Genomic DNA, 17,676 nt, shown 5'->3' with positions numbered 1-17,676 from the left:
GGTCAGTTTGGCCCGGAATACCCTGGTCAATTTGCCCGGAATGGGGTGGTCAATTTGCAGCGGAATCGGGTGTCAACCTATCCCGGAATCAGGTGGTCAATATCAGCGGAATATCCAATCAGAAATGTATTTACTTTAAAAGTATCAGGTTTTAAATTGTCCGGGGGACAACGGCTATTTGTGTAAACCATTAGGTAAACCATCACAAAAAAGGCACTTACATTTTACTGTAAGTGCCTGATTATTAATGTGGGAGTTACTGGGTTCGAACCAGTGACCCTCTGCTTGTAAGGCAGATGCTCTGAACCAGCTGAGCTAAACTCCCTTTGATTAAACTTTAAAGCCTCGTGCTTCCTCCGTTTTGGGAATGCAAATATAGGATGTATAGCTTATTCTTCAAAAAATATTTTCAAATAAAAAGTAGTAGGTTGATTTACAGTGTAATTAATATGAAATTAACCTGCTCATGCCTTGAATTTAATAAGCTATATCGCCGGATTTGGTGCCTATGCTACTATATAACGCTTGTAATTCGGCCGCTTTTGTTGCCCCGAAGACTTTACTTGGATTATCTTTCTCGATATTTAGATGAATAGAAATAAGCTCAGCAAACAATTTAAACATGCTGATAATTTCAGGGTTGTTTAATTTAGCAGGTCTCGGGTCAATTGCACAGAGGGTGCCAAAAAAAGTACCATCCTGGCGAATTATAGGCATAGAGAAGTAACTTTGAAAACCATACATAGCCGGTGTATGATGATTGACGAAAAGAGCGTCTTTGGCTACTTCATCAATAATTACTGGCTCGAGTGTTTGCCGGATTTCATCACAAATGGTGGTTTCCAGTTTCAGTTCATCGCCTGGTTTTAGCCCGAACTGTATTTCGTCGCGTACGCTGCAGGCTACCCATTTCTCGTCGGTAACCCTTGCCACGGCGGCAAAGCCCATCCCAGTGGTTTTGCAAATTATCTCCAGTATTTTGGGTAATATGGCAATTTGGCTTATCGCTTCAATATCAGCCTTAATATCGGCGGTTTCAATAAGCTGCGTAAGTGCAACACCTAAGACCTTAGCGATGGTAATCAGCCTTTCAACAGAGAGCCTTGTGTACCCTAGTTCAATTTTGCTATAACCGTTTTGTGATATTTTTAGCTTAAATGCAAGATATTCTTGTGAGTAGTTTTTGTGCAGGCGCGCAGTGCGGATGTTAGCCGCTACTGATTCAATGTTGTACATATTGCCATAATATTAGTGTGACATAAGCTAATACAATGGGCGCGGCTAATTGTTTTATCAGCCCTAAAGAGGCGGCCATAAGATAAAATTCGATGGGCGAGCGTTTGTAGGCTATAATGGCCTGGATTGGATTTGGTGTTATCGAAGGCGCTTCACATCGCAATATGCTGCCCCGGCCTGGGGTCGTCGGGCAATATTTCCATTTCTGGGAAGTCGATGTATTCAGCATACCACTGGATAGCACTTACTACATCAAGGGCGTCTTCTGCTACAATATTAATTGTTTCGAATGCATAAAGCTTTTTTTGGGCGTAGCCATACAGTTGTATTTCGTTACTATCCGGATTAAACTGCTCTTCGCTGAGGCAATATACCCTTATTTTTAGGCGCGTATCCCGCGAATGGATAATATCCCTGCACGGGTTATTAGGGTCGGTGGCTAATAAATAAACATTATAATCCATATGAATATAACAACATTAATAGGTTATGGTTTCGTGATAGTAGCTTTAGATTTAACTTGTTAATAAATAATATGGCGCTTTAACCCCACGCATTATGTCATGAGTAAAAAAATACTACACAGTGGGTAATTAATTGCTCGTTTTATTTCCCTATTGGAAACATTTAAAATATTTTGAACGTATAAAGCAAATAAATAAACTGGCATTGCTTTTGAGTTAATGTCAGTGCCCTTCCAAAAGGGTTGTTTTTCATAGGTAGATGTAGGGCCGACAAACTGCGAGAGTTTTTCGGCCTTTTTTTATGCCTTCTGTTTTTAGTCAATCATCATCTAACAGCTATTGGTTTAAATAGTTTTCTTCAATTAAATGTTGCACGTCGATAACCGTACAAGCTAAAACTTTTTAGAATAGTCGTAAATGTTGTGTTAATTAAATTTTTAATATGGAACAAAATATTGTTACGTAAGGTTTTCTGTATATAAAATCGATATTCCTGAAACGAGTGTCTTATAATTAAGAGTTAAAAAACCAAGACTTTCTAAAGCTACGTAACTACTATAAACACCAATATTAAATAATTAAACATTTACATCACTATGAAAACAGAAGAACTGGAAAAAGTAGGAAACGCAAACATGGCCCGGAGGTCGTTTTTGCGCTATGCCGGCGTGGGCGCGGCATCTGTAGGGTTACTAGCTACCGCAGCATGCCATAAAAATTATTACCACGACTACAGCCCAACCGCTGGCGTGGATATAGGCTCGGGCGATTACGGGATATTGAACTACGCATACGCATTAGAGCAGCTGGAGGCCGCCTTTTACACACAGGTTATATTAACGCCTTATTCGGGGATAAGTGACAGTGAACGAACTTTATTGACAGAAATTCGCGACCATGAGATTTTACACCGTGAATTTTTTAAAGCGGCATTAGGCCCTAACGCAATAAAGGGATTGACCCCTGATTTCAGCAAAATCGATTTCAGCCAGCGTTCGTCTGTTTTAGGCGCAGCAATGGCATTCGAGGATTTAGGCGTACAGGCTTATGATGGCGCCGGGTACCTGATATCAAATCCTGATTATTTGACGATAGCCGGAAAGATTGTATCGGTTGAGGCAAGGCACGCCGCATTGATCCGCAATTTAATAGCGCCCGGAAGCTTTGCCGGGAGCGATGTTGTAGATACGACAAATAGTTTAAATACTGCAACAGAAATAAAGAATGTTTTGGCAATTGCAAACACATATCTTAAATCAAAAGTTAGTGCAAAAAATTACGGTTACACCGCTTAATCCCAAACAACATGAATTTATTTAACATAATAGAAGAAGTAGAAAAAGTAGATCCTGAAGTTTACGGCCGTTTAAGTGATCGTCGTAGCGTGATCAAAAATATTACAAGCTTTGGCACCAAGGTGGCTGCTGCCGCACTGCCGTTTGCTGTCGGGACGATGTTTCAAAAAGCTTATGCACAATCGGGGGCGAAGCCTACCGTGCTCGAAATACTAAACTATGCCCTTACCCTTGAATACTTGGAATCTACATTTTATAATGCAGGTTCTGCTAAAGGAACAGCGCTAATACCTGCGCAGGCAGCCAGTTACTATTTTAACCAGGTTACAAAAGACGAAAATAATCACGTTGCCTTTTTAACTACTGTAATTAAGTCACTAGGGGGGACACCGACAGCAGTGCCAACGTTCGACCTTACCGCTGGCAATGGCTCGGGTAACGGCCCGTTTAAGGACGTTTTAACCAACTATCAAACATTTTTGGCTGTTGCGCAGGCCTTTGAAGATACCGGCGTGCGTGCATATAAAGGCCAGGCACAGTACCTTACAGGTGAAAGTAACAGAGTGGTTTTAACCGCTGCACTATCAATACATGCTGTTGAGGCGCGCCACGCATCGGCTATCCGCCAGATACGCGGGTTAACCCCTTGGATAACCAGCACAGCAACGTTAGGTAACGACACCGGGATTGCCCTTGTTAACGGAAATTACGATGGCGAACAAAATGTGATCCAGGGTGGGGTAGACGTTACTACGCTTAAAGGTGCAAATGGAGGGGCAACGTCAGTTGCAACAGCAACTGCTGCATTTGACGAACCATTATCAATGAGCCAGGTACTTGCCTTATTGGTAGGAAGTTTTATAGTTCACTAACTCTCATTAATTTTATTTGATCTAATCATTAAGCCGGGCGCCGCAAGTGCCCGGTTTATTTTTTTAATGCCTCGCGACCAAACCTTATTAGTTCGCTTGCTTTTATAAAGCCAACTGTTCCTAAAACAGGCTTGCCCTTCGGATTGAATATGATCATAGTGGGATACGCTCTTAGCTGCCATTGCTGAGCGAGTTCAGGCCCGCGGCCTTTCTCCATGTCGATGGCGACATTTATAAAATTAGCGTTGTAAAAGGCGGCTGCTTTGTCGTCAGTAAAAGTTTGCTCTTTAAGCATTTTACAGGGGCCGCACCAGGTGGCGTATGCATCAACAAAAATATATTTATTTTTTGCCGCAGCTTGCTTCAGCGCTTCATCCCAGGAGTTTTCGATAAAATTAATGCGCGAAGCGTTGCTTGCAATTAAGGGAGCCGTGTAGTATTTAATACCCGCAACAGTAACCAGAATTACTGTTAGTGCTGTGGTAACGTATTTAAAAAGCGAAGTAGAAAATCGGTTCATTGAAATTAGTTAGGGTATAAAAATAGCACCTGTAATTCAATTATAACTACAGGTGCTGTGTTTTATTATAAATTATTTATACAGCGCCGTTGTTATTCGTGCTGGGGCTGGTTTGGCTGTGGCTTTGGCTGCTGACGTTGTTTTTCTAACTGTTGCTGGCGTTGTTGCGCCTGCTGCGCTTGTTTTTGTGCAGCTTGTTGTTGTCGTTGCTGAGTCAATTGCGCCTGTTTTTGCTGAGCCTGCTGTTGACGGGCCTGTTCCAACTGCTGCTGTTTTTGTTGAGCCTGCTGTTGACGGGCCTGTTCCAGTTGCTGCTGTTTTTGCTGGGTCTGCTGCTGACGGGCCTGTTCCAGTTGCTGCTGTTTTTGCTGGGTCTGCTGCTGACGAGCCTGTTCCAACTGCTGCTGTTTTTGCTGGGTCTGCTGCTGACGAGCCTGTTCCAACTGCTGCTGTTTTTGCTGGGTCTGCTGCTGACGGGTTTGTTCCAACTGTTGCTGTTTTTGCTGGGTCTGTTGCTGACGAGCCTGTTCCAACTGCTGCTGTTTTTGCTGGGTCTGCTGCTGACGGGTTTGTTCCAACTGCTGCTGTTTTTGCTGGGTCTGTTGCTGACGAGCCTGTTCCAACTGCTGCTGTTTTTGCTGGGTCTGCTGCTGACGGGTTTGTTCCAACTGCTGCTGTTTTTGCTGGGTCTGCTGCTGACGTGACTGTTCCAACTGCTGCTGTTTTTGCTGGGTCTGCTGCTGACGAGCCTGTTCCAACTGTTGTTGTTTCTGCTGAGTCTGCTGCTGACGTGACTGTTCCAACTGCTGCTGTTTTTGCTGGGTCTGTTGCTGACGGGTTTGTTCCAACTGCTGCTGTTTTTCCTGGGTCTGCTGCTGACGAGCCTGCTCCAACTGCTGCTGTTTTTGCTGAGGCTGCTGCTGACGGTTTTGCTGCAACTGCTGTTGTTTTTGTTGCGCCTGCTGCTGATTTTTCTGTTGTTCTTGTTGTTTTTGCTGTGCCTGTTGCTGTCGTTCCACCACAGGGTTTGGCCTGTTTGCAGGCTGGGCCGGGCGGTTAACTACAGGGTTTACATGTACAACCTTATTGTCTGGTTGCGGGTTCCTTGCAACCTGGGCAAGCCGTTGAGCATTTGCGCGGTTATATGCAGGGGCGCCCCTGTCACGGTGTGCAATTGCCTGGCCAGGGTTTTCCCTTCGGTAAGCGTTTGCGTCAACTACACGGGTTGGCCGCGCGTCCGGCGCTTTATTAACAGCCGGACGGTAAATATTTACAACATTATTTTCAACTCGCACAGCGCCTGGTTGCCTGTCGTTGTTGATTTTGTAAATCTGGGGCGCCTGGTGGGTGTAACGCTGTATTTCCTGCGGGCGTGGGCCGGCAATATACGTGGTGTTATTATTAATGTATGTATTATTAATGATAGTTGTATTACGTATAATGGTCACCGACCTGGTTGGCGGAACATAATAATTGGAAATATTAGGCCTGTTGATATAAGCTTCGGGTGCGCAAACCCAGTAATGGTCAGGTACATTGTAATTACCGCCCAATGAAATACTGATCGAAATACCTGGTTGCAGTGGCGCCCAGCCATAATAACCGCGTCCATGCCTCCAGTTAACCCATGCTGGGGCCCATTGGTGGCCTGGTATCCATTCCCAGCCATAATAATCATCATAACGCCAGCGGCCGTAGTGGAATGTTGCCCATCCCCAGCGATAATCTGATACCCAGGTATTGCCATATTCTGTTAAAACCCAGTGACCGCGGGTAGCGTAAGGCCTGAAGTCTTCATCAACATTCGGCACCCACACGTTACCATATTGCGGGTCGCTTACCCAAGTGCCATCAGGTTCCAGGTCATCGTAAAATTCCTGGTCCGAGATATACTCACCTCCCTGAGCTATGCTATGTTTGGGGGCCGCTATAAATAGCAGCAAGGCCAGCAGGCCGGTTCCCCATATCTTATTTATTTTTTTCATGATTTTCATAATTTTTGCCGGGTATTTATTGATGCCAGCGTATTGTTTTAAATAGGGTATAAATGTTCAGACAGCCAAAAACCTAAAAGGTAAAGCCTGTTTGTTATTATTTATTAAAATTGTCAGAATAGGTATGGATATTCGGCTGGCTCTCTATTTCCACATTTTCTTTATAACTATTTTTTATTTAAATAGTTTTGCAAAACAATTAAACAGTGCAAAATGGTAAACATCCCGAGACTTGATTTGAATTTATATATAAACGGAGATAGTGCACAGCGAAAGCAATTTTCGAACGATATTGGTAAGGCGTTTAACGAAACCGGCTTTGTAACCATAACCAACCACGGGATGGATAAGCAGCTGATAGATAAACTTTATGCGGATGTAAAAGCGCTTTTTGCGTTATCCGATGATGTAAAAGAGAAGTACGAAGTACCCGGCCTTGCAGGCCAGCGTGGTTATTCCGGTAAGCAAAAAGAAACAGCCAAAGGGTTTACTGCCCCTGACTTAAAGGAGTTTTGGCAGATCGGCCAAACCGTAACAGACAACGACCCTGTAAAGCATGAATATCCAGCCAACCTGGTAGTTGATGAACTTCCATCATTTAACGATACTACTTTAGAAGTTTATAAAAAATTAGAGTGGGCCGGTCAGCATTTATTAAGGGCGATATCGGTTTACCTGGGTTTGCCCGAGAACTATTTTGATGATAAGGTGCATAATGGCAACTCGATATTGCGTACGCTGCATTATTTTCCCATCACAAACCCCGATGCCTTGCCCGAAGATGCAGTACGTGCAGGTGCACATGAGGACATAAACCTGATAACCCTTCTTATTGGCGCCAGCGCCGACGGACTAGAGTTGTTGACACGTGATAATAAATGGTTCCCGGTTAAAGCTTATGGCGAGGACCTGGTAGTTAACGTGGGCGATATGCTGCAGCGTTTAACTAATAATAAGCTAAAATCAACCACGCACAGGGTGGTAAATCCGCCGCGCGAACTGATGAAAAATTCGCGCTATTCGGTGCCGTTTTTTCTTCACCCAAAGGCCGGGATGGATTTAACCTGCCTGCCGCAGTGCATTGATGAAAACCATCCTAAGCAATATGAAAATATTACTGCCGGCGAATACCTTGATGAGCGACTGAGGGAAATTGGACTAAAGAAGTAGATGAAAGAGACCAGAGGTTGGAGATCAGAGATTAGGAAAAAATCCTCCGGCCTCTGTTCTTCAACTGCTAATTTCCTGTCACTTTCCTAAACTAACGGCTAATCACCAATCTCTAATCACTATTCTCTAAACTCCAATTACTATATTTGCCCTCATGGAACAAAATTTGTTTGTTTACAATACTTTAACGCGTAAAAAAGAGAAATTCGAGCCGCTTAATCCGCCGCATGTGGGCATGTATGTTTGCGGGCCCACCGTTTACAGTGACGCGCATATGGGGAACACCCGTACCTATATTTCGTTCGACCTTATTTTTCGTTACCTTACCCAACTGGGTTATAAAGTGCGTTACGTGCGCAATATTACCGATGCAGGGCACCTGGAGGGCGACGCCGGAGATGAAGGCGAGGACAAAATATCGAAAAAAGCAAAACTGGCCCAGTTAGAGCCAATGGAGATTGTGCAGAAGTATACTGTAGGTTTTCACGAGGTGATGCAGATATTTAATACTTTGCCACCCAGCATTGAGCCAACAGCAACCGGGCACATTATTGAGCAAATTGAGATGGTGAAGGAGATTTTAGCCAACGGATATGCTTACGAGGTAGATGGCTCGGTATACTTTGATGTTGAAAAATATAACAAAACACAGGATTACGGCATATTAAATGGTCGCAACCTCGAAGACCTGCTGGTTAACACACGTACCCTTGGAGGGCAGGACGAAAAACATGGCAAGCTTGATTTTGCCCTCTGGATAAAAGCTAAACCCGAGCATCTTATGAAGTGGCCGTCGCCATGGGGCGTTGGTTTCCCGGGCTGGCATTTGGAATGCTCGGCAATGAGTGGTAAATACCTGGGACACCAGTTTGATATACATGGAGGCGGGCTTGATTTGGCGCCAACCCATCATACTAACGAAATAGCGCAGAATGTTGCTGCTTGCGGCCAAAACCCGGCAAAATACTGGCTGCATACAAATATGCTCACCGTAAATGGCCAAAAGATGTCTAAATCATTGGGTAACAGTTTTTTACCGCATGAACTGATTTCGGGTAACAATAATATTCTTAAAAAAGGGTACAGCCCCATGACGGTGCGGTTCTTTATGCTGCAGGCGCACTACCGCAGTACCCTTGATTTTGGGAACGAAGCAATGGAAGCATCGGAAAAGGGTTTTAAGCGCCTGATGAATGCTTTCGGCCTGCTTGACGGTTTAAAAGCATCGGCAACCACCGAGATTGAGATACAACCACTACTAGACAGATGCTATGCTGCAATGAATGATGATTTCAACAGCCCTGTGCTAATTGCCGAACTTTTTGAAGCATCGCGCATTATCAATTCGGTGCACGACGGCAAAATGAAAATTGATGCCGTAAATTTAGATCAGCTAAAACATTTGATGAATACTTTTGTACTTGATGTACTTGGATTAAAAAATGAAACAGCCGCTAACGATGATTTACCAAAATTGATGAACCTTGTAGTTTCGATAAGGAATGAGGCAAAGGCCAGTCATGATTATGCAACGTCTGACAAAATACGAAACGGCCTCCAGCAAATAGGCTTCCAGTTAAATGATAGTAAAGAAGGTACAAACTGGAGTAAAATTTAATTCAAAAAATTGCGTTACATGTCCGTTAAGCGGTAGCAAAATTTACTAAATCAATAAGTAAGCTTTGGTTTAGTAAAGGCCGCCTGATAAATTATTATAAATTTGCCCTACAATATCTGCACACAACAATGAAAAAAATAATACTCGCCGCCATAATTTTAATTGGCCTCAATAAAGTATCAATTGCACAAACTCCCGAACCTGTTGATGTAAACAAAGTTATAGAAGCTGAAAAAAGCTTTAATAAACTGGTTGAACGCAAAGGTATAAAAGGTGGTTTTTTGGCTGTTGCCGACCCTGAAGGCATAGTTTTTAAACCGGATGCGGTTAACATAAACGAATTTTATAGCAATATTGATAAACAATCAGGCTCGCTAAGCTGGACTCCGAGTTTTGCCCGCATATCGGGAAATGGGGACCTTGCATTTACCGCAGGCCCTTACATTTATCAGAACGGAAAAGGCGATGACGACAAAGTCTATGGTGATTACGTTTCGTTGTGGCGGGCTGACGCTGAAGGTAAGTTCAAACTGCTAATTGATCTTGGTATACAACACCCCGAGCCGGATAAAGAAAATTTAACCGATTTCAGGAGCCCGGAGCCTGAGAAGAGGGTTGCGCCAAGCAAAGACCCGTTTGGTGGAAAAAAGATTATACTGGCTACTGATGAGCTGTTTAATCATTCATTAACAATTTCGACCATGGGTACCTATAAGGAATTTTTAAGCCTCGAAGGCCATTTCTATTTCCCCGGCTTCGACCCGCTGACCGGTCGTGAACAGGTGATGAAGTTTCTGAGCAACGAAGCTATCACCATTAGTGCACAAACTGTAAATGCAGGCCGGTCAACCAGCAATGATTTGGCTTATACCTATGGCAAGGCCCGGATTAAAAAAGGCAGCATATTAAGTAATTACAATTATGTGCGCATTTGGGAGCTTGATAAAAACCACAAATGGAATGTTTTGCTGGAAGCCTTTTCGGCTATTGAAAACGAATAACCTGGTTAAAAATATTTATTGAAATGAAAAAGCCGGCATAATTGCCGGCTTTTTCATTTTTGGACACGCCATTGAAGGCGAAATCGTAACTAATATGTAACAATGTTAGTAAACTTAATTTTGTGGAAAACCTTTTGCAACTTTTACGCAATCCACTGCGTAAAAGGGAACGATTAAATAATTTGGTTTATGGCCGATTTAAATAAATTCCAGCGATCAAAGGAGAGAATTACCGAAATTCTTAATCATTTAACAAGGACCGGGAACGATCACCAGGCAAATCCTTATTTCCATAAACTTAAACAATCAGCCCATTTAATCGACACCAAAATTGAACAGCTTAATCAACAGGAATCAGAAAAAAAACAGGCTTAAATAATCGATTCAAGTACCATGCTGCCCACAAGCTTATCTTTCCGATAAGTTTCAGATTTTACAAACCGACCTAATTTTGGCGAAAACCATTCAGTAACTTTTAAATTTATCGGTATCCCAATCCCATTATTTTTGCCTTAAACAGCGATTCGTAGCTTATTTTAAAACAATCAAAAGCACCCGCCGCTGTTTGTACCTGCTCGCTGGCTTCAACGGTTCTATTCGTCATAGCTATTTGCATCTTCGAAAATTTACTGCCATTGTTCATTACAATAATCGTGGCGTCACCGTCCTCAAGCTTATCGCCAACCTTAAGATTGAGCGGATAGGTAAGATATTTGCCGTCCCCCTGCATTTGCATACCATTAAATTGCTTTGCTGATGAGGCCGGGACAAACGATTTCATATCGATTTTAAGTGCGGAACCATTGCTGCTAATGTCAAAATTGGCATTGCCAATGGCCTTGCCGTTTTTGTCCGTTACCCCGTTATGGTAACTAAGCGTAGAACCTTCCTTTTTTACCGATGAGTAGCTTACGCTCCCCTGTTTATTGCGTTTAGCATCCAAATTGGAGTAAACAACCTTTTTACCGTTCCCGTTGCTGATAAACTGGTCGCAGGTTTGCGCACTGGCCAGCCTTACAAGCGCAGCCAGGCACATGATTGTGGTAATGATTTTCTTCAGGATGTTTATAATTGATAGATAAGTAAAATTATAAATTTTGTTTTAAATTATAGCTAACTATTTGTTTTTCAGCTATCCATAAAAAAAGTAAGCGCAGTTATCGGGAAATGTTAAATTCCTTCCGGGTTTTGTTAAAGTATGTTAACAGGTGTTAAATTTCAATTGGGATTAAAAAATTAGACGGAAATTGGTGTGTGTTAAGTTGATTAAATCTGTGAAATGGATTAAAAACCGTTGCTAACTCACTCGACTCAATTTAACTCTAACTGAATCAACTACAATTTGAAACCACTTTACACCTCACCTCCATGCATTACAAAAAAATCAACAACCTTTTAGGCTGGCTCTGCTTTGCAATAGCATCTGCCACCTACATCCTTACCCTTGAGCCCTCCGTTAGTTTTTGGGATTGCGGCGAATTTATTTCATGTGCTTACCGGCTCCAGGTTTCGCACCAACCGGGCTACCCGTTATTCGCTATGCTGGGTAAGGCGTTTTCATTGTTGTCATTCGGAAACAACGCAAAAGTGCCTTATTTTACCAACCTCATGTCGGCACTGGCAAGCGGCGCAACTATTATGTTTTTATTTTGGACGATAACCGCACTGGCCAAAAAGCTTTTGGTAAAGAGGGAAGAGGAGACCGGGAAACCACAATTGTACATGATTATGGCTGCGGGCCTTGTGGGCGCGCTTGCATTTACTTATACCGATACATTCTGGTTTTCTGCGGTGGAAACCATCGTATTTGCGCTCTCGTCATTGTGTACTGCAATTGTATTTTGGGCTATATTAAAATGGGACGCCAATGCCAATGAAAATGGTGTTGATAAATGGATAGTACTCATCGCCTACATAGTTGGCCTTTCAATCGGCATCCATTTATTAAATCTGTTAACCATCCCGGCCCTTGCAATGGTTTATTATTTCCGCAGATACAACAATATCACTATTAAGCGTGGCATTGTCGCATTTTTAATAAGTATTGTCATTCTGGGTCTTGTGCAATTTGGTATCCGCGGCTACACTGTCTACTTTGCCGCCTGGGCCGATTTCTTTTTTGTAAATACACTGGGAATGGGATTTGGCAGTGGGGCAGCAGTATTTTGTTTGTTGCTAATAGCACTAATTGCATGCGGGATTTGGTACAGCGTCCGTAAGAAAAAGCCGTTGTTAAACCTGGCACTGGTATGTATCGCTTTTATTTACTTCGGGTACAGCTCGTTTGTGTACATCCCCATAAGGGCCTCTGCAAATACCGATTTAAATAACTCGCACCCAGACAACGCTTTTACGCTTTACAGCTATCTCAACCGCATCCAGTACGGCGAGACACCACTGTTAACCGGCCCCTATTTCGACGCGAAAATTATCGACGAAAAAGAAGGCGGCAACGTCTATCAAAAGGGGAAAAATAAATATGAAAGCGCAGGTAAAAAACTTGACTATGTGTATGATCATACCAGTATTTTACCGCGGATGTGGAGTACTGAATCGGACCCATATTTTGCGCAAAACCAACAATTTTATAAGCAGTGGCTGCAACTGGGAGAAGGCCAGGCGCCTGCCTTTGGCAATAACCTGAAATGGATGTTCAGCTGGCAAATTTACCAGATGTACTTCCGCTATTTTCTGTGGAACTTTGTAGGAAGATACAACCAGTTCGACGGTCAGCAAAGTTCGGTGGCTGTAAACGGCAATTGGACGAGCGGTATTTTTGACAGCGGGAAACATCTACCCAAATCAATAACGCAGGGCACTGACTATGCGCCTTTGTATGCCCTGCCATTTATACTGGGCCTGCTTGGTGCGACCTATCACTTCAAACGCAGCAAACGCGATGCGCTTGTAATTGCGCTACTTTTCTTTTTCACCGGGATAGCTATCGTATTGTATGTTAACCAAAACGCAGTGCAGCCCCGCGAACGCGATTATTCGTATGTCGGTTCATTTTACGCCTTCGCCATATGGATTGGGCTGGGAGTGATCGCCCTTATTGAGTTTGCCCGTAAAAAAGTAAGTTTAAGGGTAGCAACTATAGGGGCATTTGCCATCTGTATGCTGGCTGTGCCGGTTTTGCTGGCTTTCAAAGAATGGGGCGGCCACGACCGCTCGACCAAAACCATTCCGCATGACATGGCCTATAACTATTTAATATCGTGCCCTAAAAACGCCATCCTGTTTACCTATGGCGATAATGACACCTACTCGTTATGGTACGATCAGGAGGTTGAAGGCATACGTCCCGATGTGCGGATAGTTTGTATGAGCCTGTTTAGCGGGGACTGGTATATACACCAGATGCAGAAGAAAATGAACCAATCGGCGCCGTTGCCTGTTACACTGCCTTACGAAAAGTATAAAGCTGGCACGCGCGATGTGATTTATTTTAATGATGCAAAAATACCGGGGTCGGTTGAGGTTAAAGAGGTTTTCGATTTCATCACCTCAGATGATAGTCGCGCCAAAATTACTTTCCAAAGCGGGGACGTAATGAACTACCTGCCAACCAAAAATTTTAAATTAACCGTTAATGCTGCCGATGTGCTTAAAAATGGCGTAATAACTGCACAACAAAAAGGCAAGTTGGCCGATACCATGGAGTGGAAGTTTTCGGGAAACTATGTAACTAAGGATAACCTGGCCATGCTCGACATAATGGCCCACAACAACTGGGAACGCCCCATTTGTTTTACCACTACAATGGGGCCCGAGAATATGTTCGGTTTGCAGCCATATTTATACAAAGAAGGGTTTGTTTATCACTTAATACCATTTAAACCTGATAACAGCGACCCGGCCAGCCAGCTTTCAAAAACTAATAGTTTGGTGATGTACGACAACGTGGTAAACAAGTTTAAGTTCGGCAACTATAAAAAGGCTAAATACCTGGATGATGTTGCACTAACGCAATTTTACCTGAACATTGAGCGTACATTTAACGATCTTGCAATCGGCCTTATCAAAGATGGGCACCGTGATCTGGCGCTAAATACCATTCATAAGTTTGATAAGGAAATGCCTGATATTAACCCGGATATTGACACTGCGGCCCACAAGTTTTTCCTGGGCGAAACGGCATATAATCTTGGTGATAAGGCCCTCGGTACAAAATACGTTAAAAGCGTTGATGATTTTATAACCGATCAGCTGGATTATAATTACCAATTATTAAAAGACAACAATGCCGGGCTGGACCAGCGCACGGTTCAAATTGGCGTACAATTACTAAATGGGATGGCTGATACGGCAAAGAATAATGGCGAAGCAGAATTGACTGAAAAGATAAAGGCGCAATTGATGGATTACGAAAATAAGTTTGCTGTGTTGGCAAAATAACCGGCAATAATTGTCGAAATATATTTTACCCGCGGGATTGTTAAACCTCGCGGGTTTTTTATTGCCTGTTAGGCTAAATAGTATTTTATGGTCTGATAGTTAATAGTTTAACTATTTTATTAATTTTATACGCAATTGCAATTTTCAGCCGTAACCAATCATGAAAAAGTTCTTTTTTTTAGCACTGCTTTGTTGCTGTGCGTTATGGGCACAAGCCCAAAAGTTAGAGGGTACAGTTAAAGCCGATATAGACGCAGGGTATGCCATTCCTACGGAAGGTTTTGGCGTTAAATCGGGTGTTATGTTTGTAGTTGAGCCTCATTATTATATAACTGATAACTTTGTTGTGGGGCTAAGACTTGAAGGCGCCTTTTTGGGTTACCAGGCCCAATCAAACGATGAACTGTTTTCGTTTTTCGGTTCCACCATATTGACGGGCGATTTCTATTTATCGAAAAGCACAGTCAAGCCCTTTATAGGTTTAGGCGCAGGTCTTTATACCAGGCACTATATTTATGAAGATTACAGCGGAAACAGTCTTTACACATCGGGCTATGGCGCTATCAAATTGGGTTTTATGTGCAGGGCCGGTTTCGAGATAGGGCATGTACGCCTTACGGGTAGTTACAACGTTGTGGCCGCTAATTTTAGTTATGCGGCTTTTACCATTGGGTATGTTATTAAGTGAGTAATTATAACGCAATAATTTTTATTTTTCTGCATTTTGGGCAACTGGCATACAAATGGATACGTATCTATACATAAGTATAAAAATATCCATCTACACAAACAATCATGCCCTTTATAGCAGCAGTATCAAAAATCGACTTACCATATAAAACCGACCAAAACGATGTTAAACAGCAGGCGCTTGATATGTTTTCGAAGAATTTCCCCGAGGCCAACCGGTTAATTTTCGCTTTTGACAATACCGAAATAAAATACCGCAACTTTTGCAAACCGCTTAGTTTTTACTCCAAACCGAATACTTTTCAGGAAAGAAACAACGAATACATACAAATTGCGCTTGATTATTCTGTACAGGCCACCGAAGATTGTTTAGCAAAAGCAGGTATCAGCAAAGAAGACATTACCGATATACTTTTTGTATCAACCACAGGCCTCGCCACACCGAGCCTGGATGGGATGATAATAAATAAAATGCGGCTCAATCCGCATGTAAACCGTTCGCCATTGTGGGGCCTTGGTTGTGGGGGGGGTGTATCGGGCATGGCAAAGGCAAATACAGTGGCAAAGGCAAATCCCGATGCGGTTGTGCTGCTCGTCGCTGTCGAACTTTGTTCCTTGACGCTTATCAAGAGCGATTATAGTAAAAGTAATTTTATTGGTTCGAGCCTCTTTTCGGATGGAATAGCTGCTTGTATTATCAAAGGGGATAACCACCGAAATAACAGCTGTGCAACCTATGTAGCATCGTCCAGCAAATTGTATTACGACTCATTGGAGGTAATGGGCTGGGATTTCCAGGATACCGGTTTTAAGGTATTGTTTTCAAAAGATATACCAGCATTTATCCATGAACACATAAAAGGTGATATCGATGAATTTTTGTCGAAACATCACTTAAAAATTGAGGACATCAACAATTTTATATTTCATCCGGGCGGTAAAAAAGTGCTTGATGCTTACCAGGATACATTAGGAATTGAGGGCGACTTTTTAAAAACTACCCGCGAAGTGATGAATAACTACGGTAATATGTCGAGTGCTACTGTATTGTATGTACTGGAGAAATTTATGCAGGAAGGATTTGAGGAAGGTTATGGGTTGATGCTTTCCATGGGGCCGGGTTTTTCCAGCGAAATGGTGTTGTTGAAAGTGAGTTGAAGTCTGAAAATTCAGTAAAGTCTGGAAGTCCGAAAGACGCTGCACATATTAGCCTAATCAACTCAATCCAACCCAATCAACCAAAAAATGTACTTCACCATCTTCATATCTTTTCTGATACTCCAACGCTTGTCTGAACTGCTGATAGCCCGGCGGAACGAGAAATGGCTGCTATCGCAGGGGGCTGTTCAATACGGGCAAAGTCATTACCCGTTTATGATTGCTATGCACACGCTGTTCATCGTATCCATAATTTTGGAATATAATTTACGTGGCCGTACGGAAATCAGTTGGATCTTTCTGGCAATATTTTTAGCGGTTTTGTTTTTTAAGTTTTGGGCGTTATCGTCGCTAGGTAAGTACTGGAACACGAAGATTTACCGTATTCCCGGTGTTTATCCTGTTAAACGCGGCCCCTATAAATTCTTAAAACATCCTAATTACATGGAGGTGGCTTGCGAGATCGCATTTATCCCGTTGGTATTTCACCTTTATTATACAGCTATAGTATTTACTGTTTTAAATGCTGCCATGCTGAGTGTAAGAATAACCGTTGAGAACGAGGTTTGGGCGCAATAGACGGTTTATTTTGTTTCTTTGGTGATTTTTAACGGGACGAAGTGACGCGTGGTATCATTAGTTTTATCGAGCGTGATCAATTTGTTCTTGTTTTTAAGCAGGGTTTTGCCGACCCAGGGAGATGCCGATCTATCATACGCCAAAAACAAAGTATCACCTTTTTTCGAATACATGCCGGTAAACCACTTATTATATCCGAAAACTGCCTTAGAGTTTATTTCAAAGGTGCGGTTTCTCCTGAACTTGGCAATAGTTTCATTTTGTTTCCCCTGGTAGCTGGCAACTATAATCGCATCGCTTTCAAACGATTGGGAACCGGGTATTATGGCACACAATAAAAATGTTATGATATAAATTAATGCAGGTAAATGCGTTCTTAAAGTCGATTGCTTTCTTTTTTTGATGCTGCGCCTTACGCTTTTTATAAAAAACACAACTGTTGCCAGGAACAGTATCAGCATAAATACCGTCCATGCGATGAAATTTATTCCGTTAAAGTAAACGTCGATGTTATGATTGAAAATTGTGAATATAAAAAACAGGCTGCAAAAAACTACTGCGCTGAGCACCCTTGTTTTGTTCGGTTTTTCGGTCATATAAACAGGTCAATTTGTTTTCTTGTCGTCCGTAGGTGGCTTAGTTTGCTACCAGGTAGCCAGCAGGGACTTTCCATTCGAATTA

Annotated in this window: 16 protein-coding genes and 1 tRNA gene; 10 read left to right on the top strand and 7 right to left on the bottom strand. The window is 42.6% G+C overall.

Translation table 11 applies throughout. From position 1 onward, the window contains the following. Positions 1 to 250 precede the first annotated feature (250 nt). The 3 genes from NAF19_RS21835 to NAF19_RS21825 all read right to left on the bottom strand — a co-directional run bounded on the left by NAF19_RS21835 (position 251) and on the right by NAF19_RS21825 (position 1,700). A tRNA-Val gene (locus NAF19_RS21835) sits at positions 251 to 325 on the bottom strand. 152 nt (positions 326 to 477) lie between these two features. Beyond that, positions 478 to 1,236, bottom strand: coding sequence for a helix-turn-helix domain-containing protein (locus tag NAF19_RS21830; RefSeq protein ID WP_252792465.1), 759 nt, complete (start codon positions 1,234 to 1,236; stop codon positions 478 to 480). Positions 1,237 to 1,388: 152 nt separating this feature from the next. Next, positions 1,389 to 1,700, bottom strand: coding sequence for a hypothetical protein (locus NAF19_RS21825; protein WP_252792464.1), 312 nt, complete (start codon positions 1,698 to 1,700; stop codon positions 1,389 to 1,391). Positions 1,701 to 2,296: 596 nt separating this feature from the next. Here NAF19_RS21825 and NAF19_RS21820 point away from each other — a divergent pair. Both NAF19_RS21820 and NAF19_RS21815 read left to right on the top strand, forming a co-directional pair. Beyond that, entirely contained in the window at positions 2,297 to 2,995 is a 699-nt protein-coding gene (locus NAF19_RS21820) for a ferritin-like domain-containing protein (protein WP_252792463.1), read from the top strand. Between the two features lie 11 nt (positions 2,996 to 3,006). After that, a complete protein-coding gene (locus NAF19_RS21815) occupies positions 3,007 to 3,867 on the top strand; it encodes a ferritin-like domain-containing protein (protein ID WP_252792462.1) in 861 nt (286 codons plus the stop codon). Positions 3,868 to 3,922: 55 nt separating this feature from the next. On the opposite strand, the gene NAF19_RS21810 is transcribed toward NAF19_RS21815, so the two are convergent. Next, positions 3,923 to 4,387: a thioredoxin family protein gene (locus NAF19_RS21810; protein ID WP_252792461.1), complete on the bottom strand. Its 465-nt coding sequence runs from the start codon at positions 4,385 to 4,387 to the stop codon at positions 3,923 to 3,925. Positions 4,388 to 4,479: 92 nt separating this feature from the next. Continuing rightward, a complete protein-coding gene (locus NAF19_RS21805; protein WP_252792460.1) occupies positions 4,480 to 6,372 on the bottom strand; it encodes a DUF6600 domain-containing protein in 1,893 nt (630 codons plus the stop codon). 222 nt (positions 6,373 to 6,594) lie between these two features. Here NAF19_RS21805 and NAF19_RS21800 point away from each other — a divergent pair, with 222 nt between their 5' ends. The 4 genes from NAF19_RS21800 to NAF19_RS21785 all read left to right on the top strand — a co-directional run bounded on the left by NAF19_RS21800 (position 6,595) and on the right by NAF19_RS21785 (position 10,545). After that, positions 6,595 to 7,551: an isopenicillin N synthase family dioxygenase gene (locus NAF19_RS21800; protein WP_252792459.1), complete on the top strand. Its 957-nt coding sequence runs from the start codon at positions 6,595 to 6,597 to the stop codon at positions 7,549 to 7,551. Between the two features lie 154 nt (positions 7,552 to 7,705). Further along, the gene (cysS, locus tag NAF19_RS21795) at positions 7,706 to 9,169 is read left to right on the top strand and encodes a cysteine--tRNA ligase (protein WP_252792458.1); all 1,464 of its coding nucleotides are present in this window, start codon (positions 7,706 to 7,708) and stop codon (positions 9,167 to 9,169) included. 128 nt (positions 9,170 to 9,297) lie between these two features. Next, on the top strand, positions 9,298 to 10,170 hold the full coding sequence (locus NAF19_RS21790) for a Cif family virulence factor (RefSeq protein ID WP_252792457.1): 873 nt from the start codon (positions 9,298 to 9,300) through the stop codon (positions 10,168 to 10,170). A 189-nt stretch (positions 10,171 to 10,359) separates the two neighbouring features. After that, positions 10,360 to 10,545: a hypothetical protein gene (locus tag NAF19_RS21785; RefSeq protein ID WP_252792456.1), complete on the top strand. Its 186-nt coding sequence runs from the start codon at positions 10,360 to 10,362 to the stop codon at positions 10,543 to 10,545. Between the two features lie 106 nt (positions 10,546 to 10,651). On the opposite strand, the gene NAF19_RS21780 is transcribed toward NAF19_RS21785, so the two are convergent. After that, the gene (locus NAF19_RS21780) at positions 10,652 to 11,206 is read right to left on the bottom strand and encodes a TapB family protein (RefSeq protein WP_252792455.1); all 555 of its coding nucleotides are present in this window, start codon (positions 11,204 to 11,206) and stop codon (positions 10,652 to 10,654) included. A 332-nt stretch (positions 11,207 to 11,538) separates the two neighbouring features. Here NAF19_RS21780 and NAF19_RS21775 point away from each other — a divergent pair, with 332 nt between their 5' ends. The 4 genes from NAF19_RS21775 to NAF19_RS21760 all read left to right on the top strand — a co-directional run bounded on the left by NAF19_RS21775 (position 11,539) and on the right by NAF19_RS21760 (position 16,995). Further along, on the top strand, positions 11,539 to 14,568 hold the full coding sequence (locus NAF19_RS21775; RefSeq protein ID WP_252792454.1) for a glycosyltransferase family 117 protein: 3,030 nt from the start codon (positions 11,539 to 11,541) through the stop codon (positions 14,566 to 14,568). 160 nt (positions 14,569 to 14,728) lie between these two features. Continuing rightward, positions 14,729 to 15,256 carry an outer membrane beta-barrel protein gene (locus NAF19_RS21770; RefSeq protein WP_252792453.1) on the top strand — a complete coding sequence of 176 codons (528 nt, stop codon included), beginning with the start codon at positions 14,729 to 14,731 and terminating at the stop codon, positions 15,254 to 15,256. A 107-nt stretch (positions 15,257 to 15,363) separates the two neighbouring features. Next, complete coding sequence (locus NAF19_RS21765) at positions 15,364 to 16,416, top strand: type III polyketide synthase (protein WP_252792452.1); 1,053 nt, start codon at positions 15,364 to 15,366, stop codon at positions 16,414 to 16,416. Positions 16,417 to 16,503: 87 nt separating this feature from the next. Beyond that, positions 16,504 to 16,995 (top strand): isoprenylcysteine carboxyl methyltransferase family protein, encoded by a 492-nt coding sequence (locus NAF19_RS21760; protein WP_252792451.1) that lies wholly within the window; start codon positions 16,504 to 16,506, stop codon positions 16,993 to 16,995. A gap of 5 nt (positions 16,996 to 17,000) precedes the next feature. On the opposite strand, the gene NAF19_RS21755 is transcribed toward NAF19_RS21760, so the two are convergent. Continuing rightward, on the bottom strand, positions 17,001 to 17,591 hold the full coding sequence (locus tag NAF19_RS21755) for a chloride channel protein (protein ID WP_252792450.1): 591 nt from the start codon (positions 17,589 to 17,591) through the stop codon (positions 17,001 to 17,003). Between the last annotated feature and the right edge of the window lie 85 nt (positions 17,592 to 17,676).

This window comes from Mucilaginibacter flavidus (assembly GCF_024055575.1).
Lineage (GTDB): Bacteria > Bacteroidota > Bacteroidia > Sphingobacteriales > Sphingobacteriaceae > Mucilaginibacter > Mucilaginibacter flavidus.
Note: the sequence above shows the minus strand (reverse complement) of the source record. Positions and strands in the feature narration are given on the sequence as shown.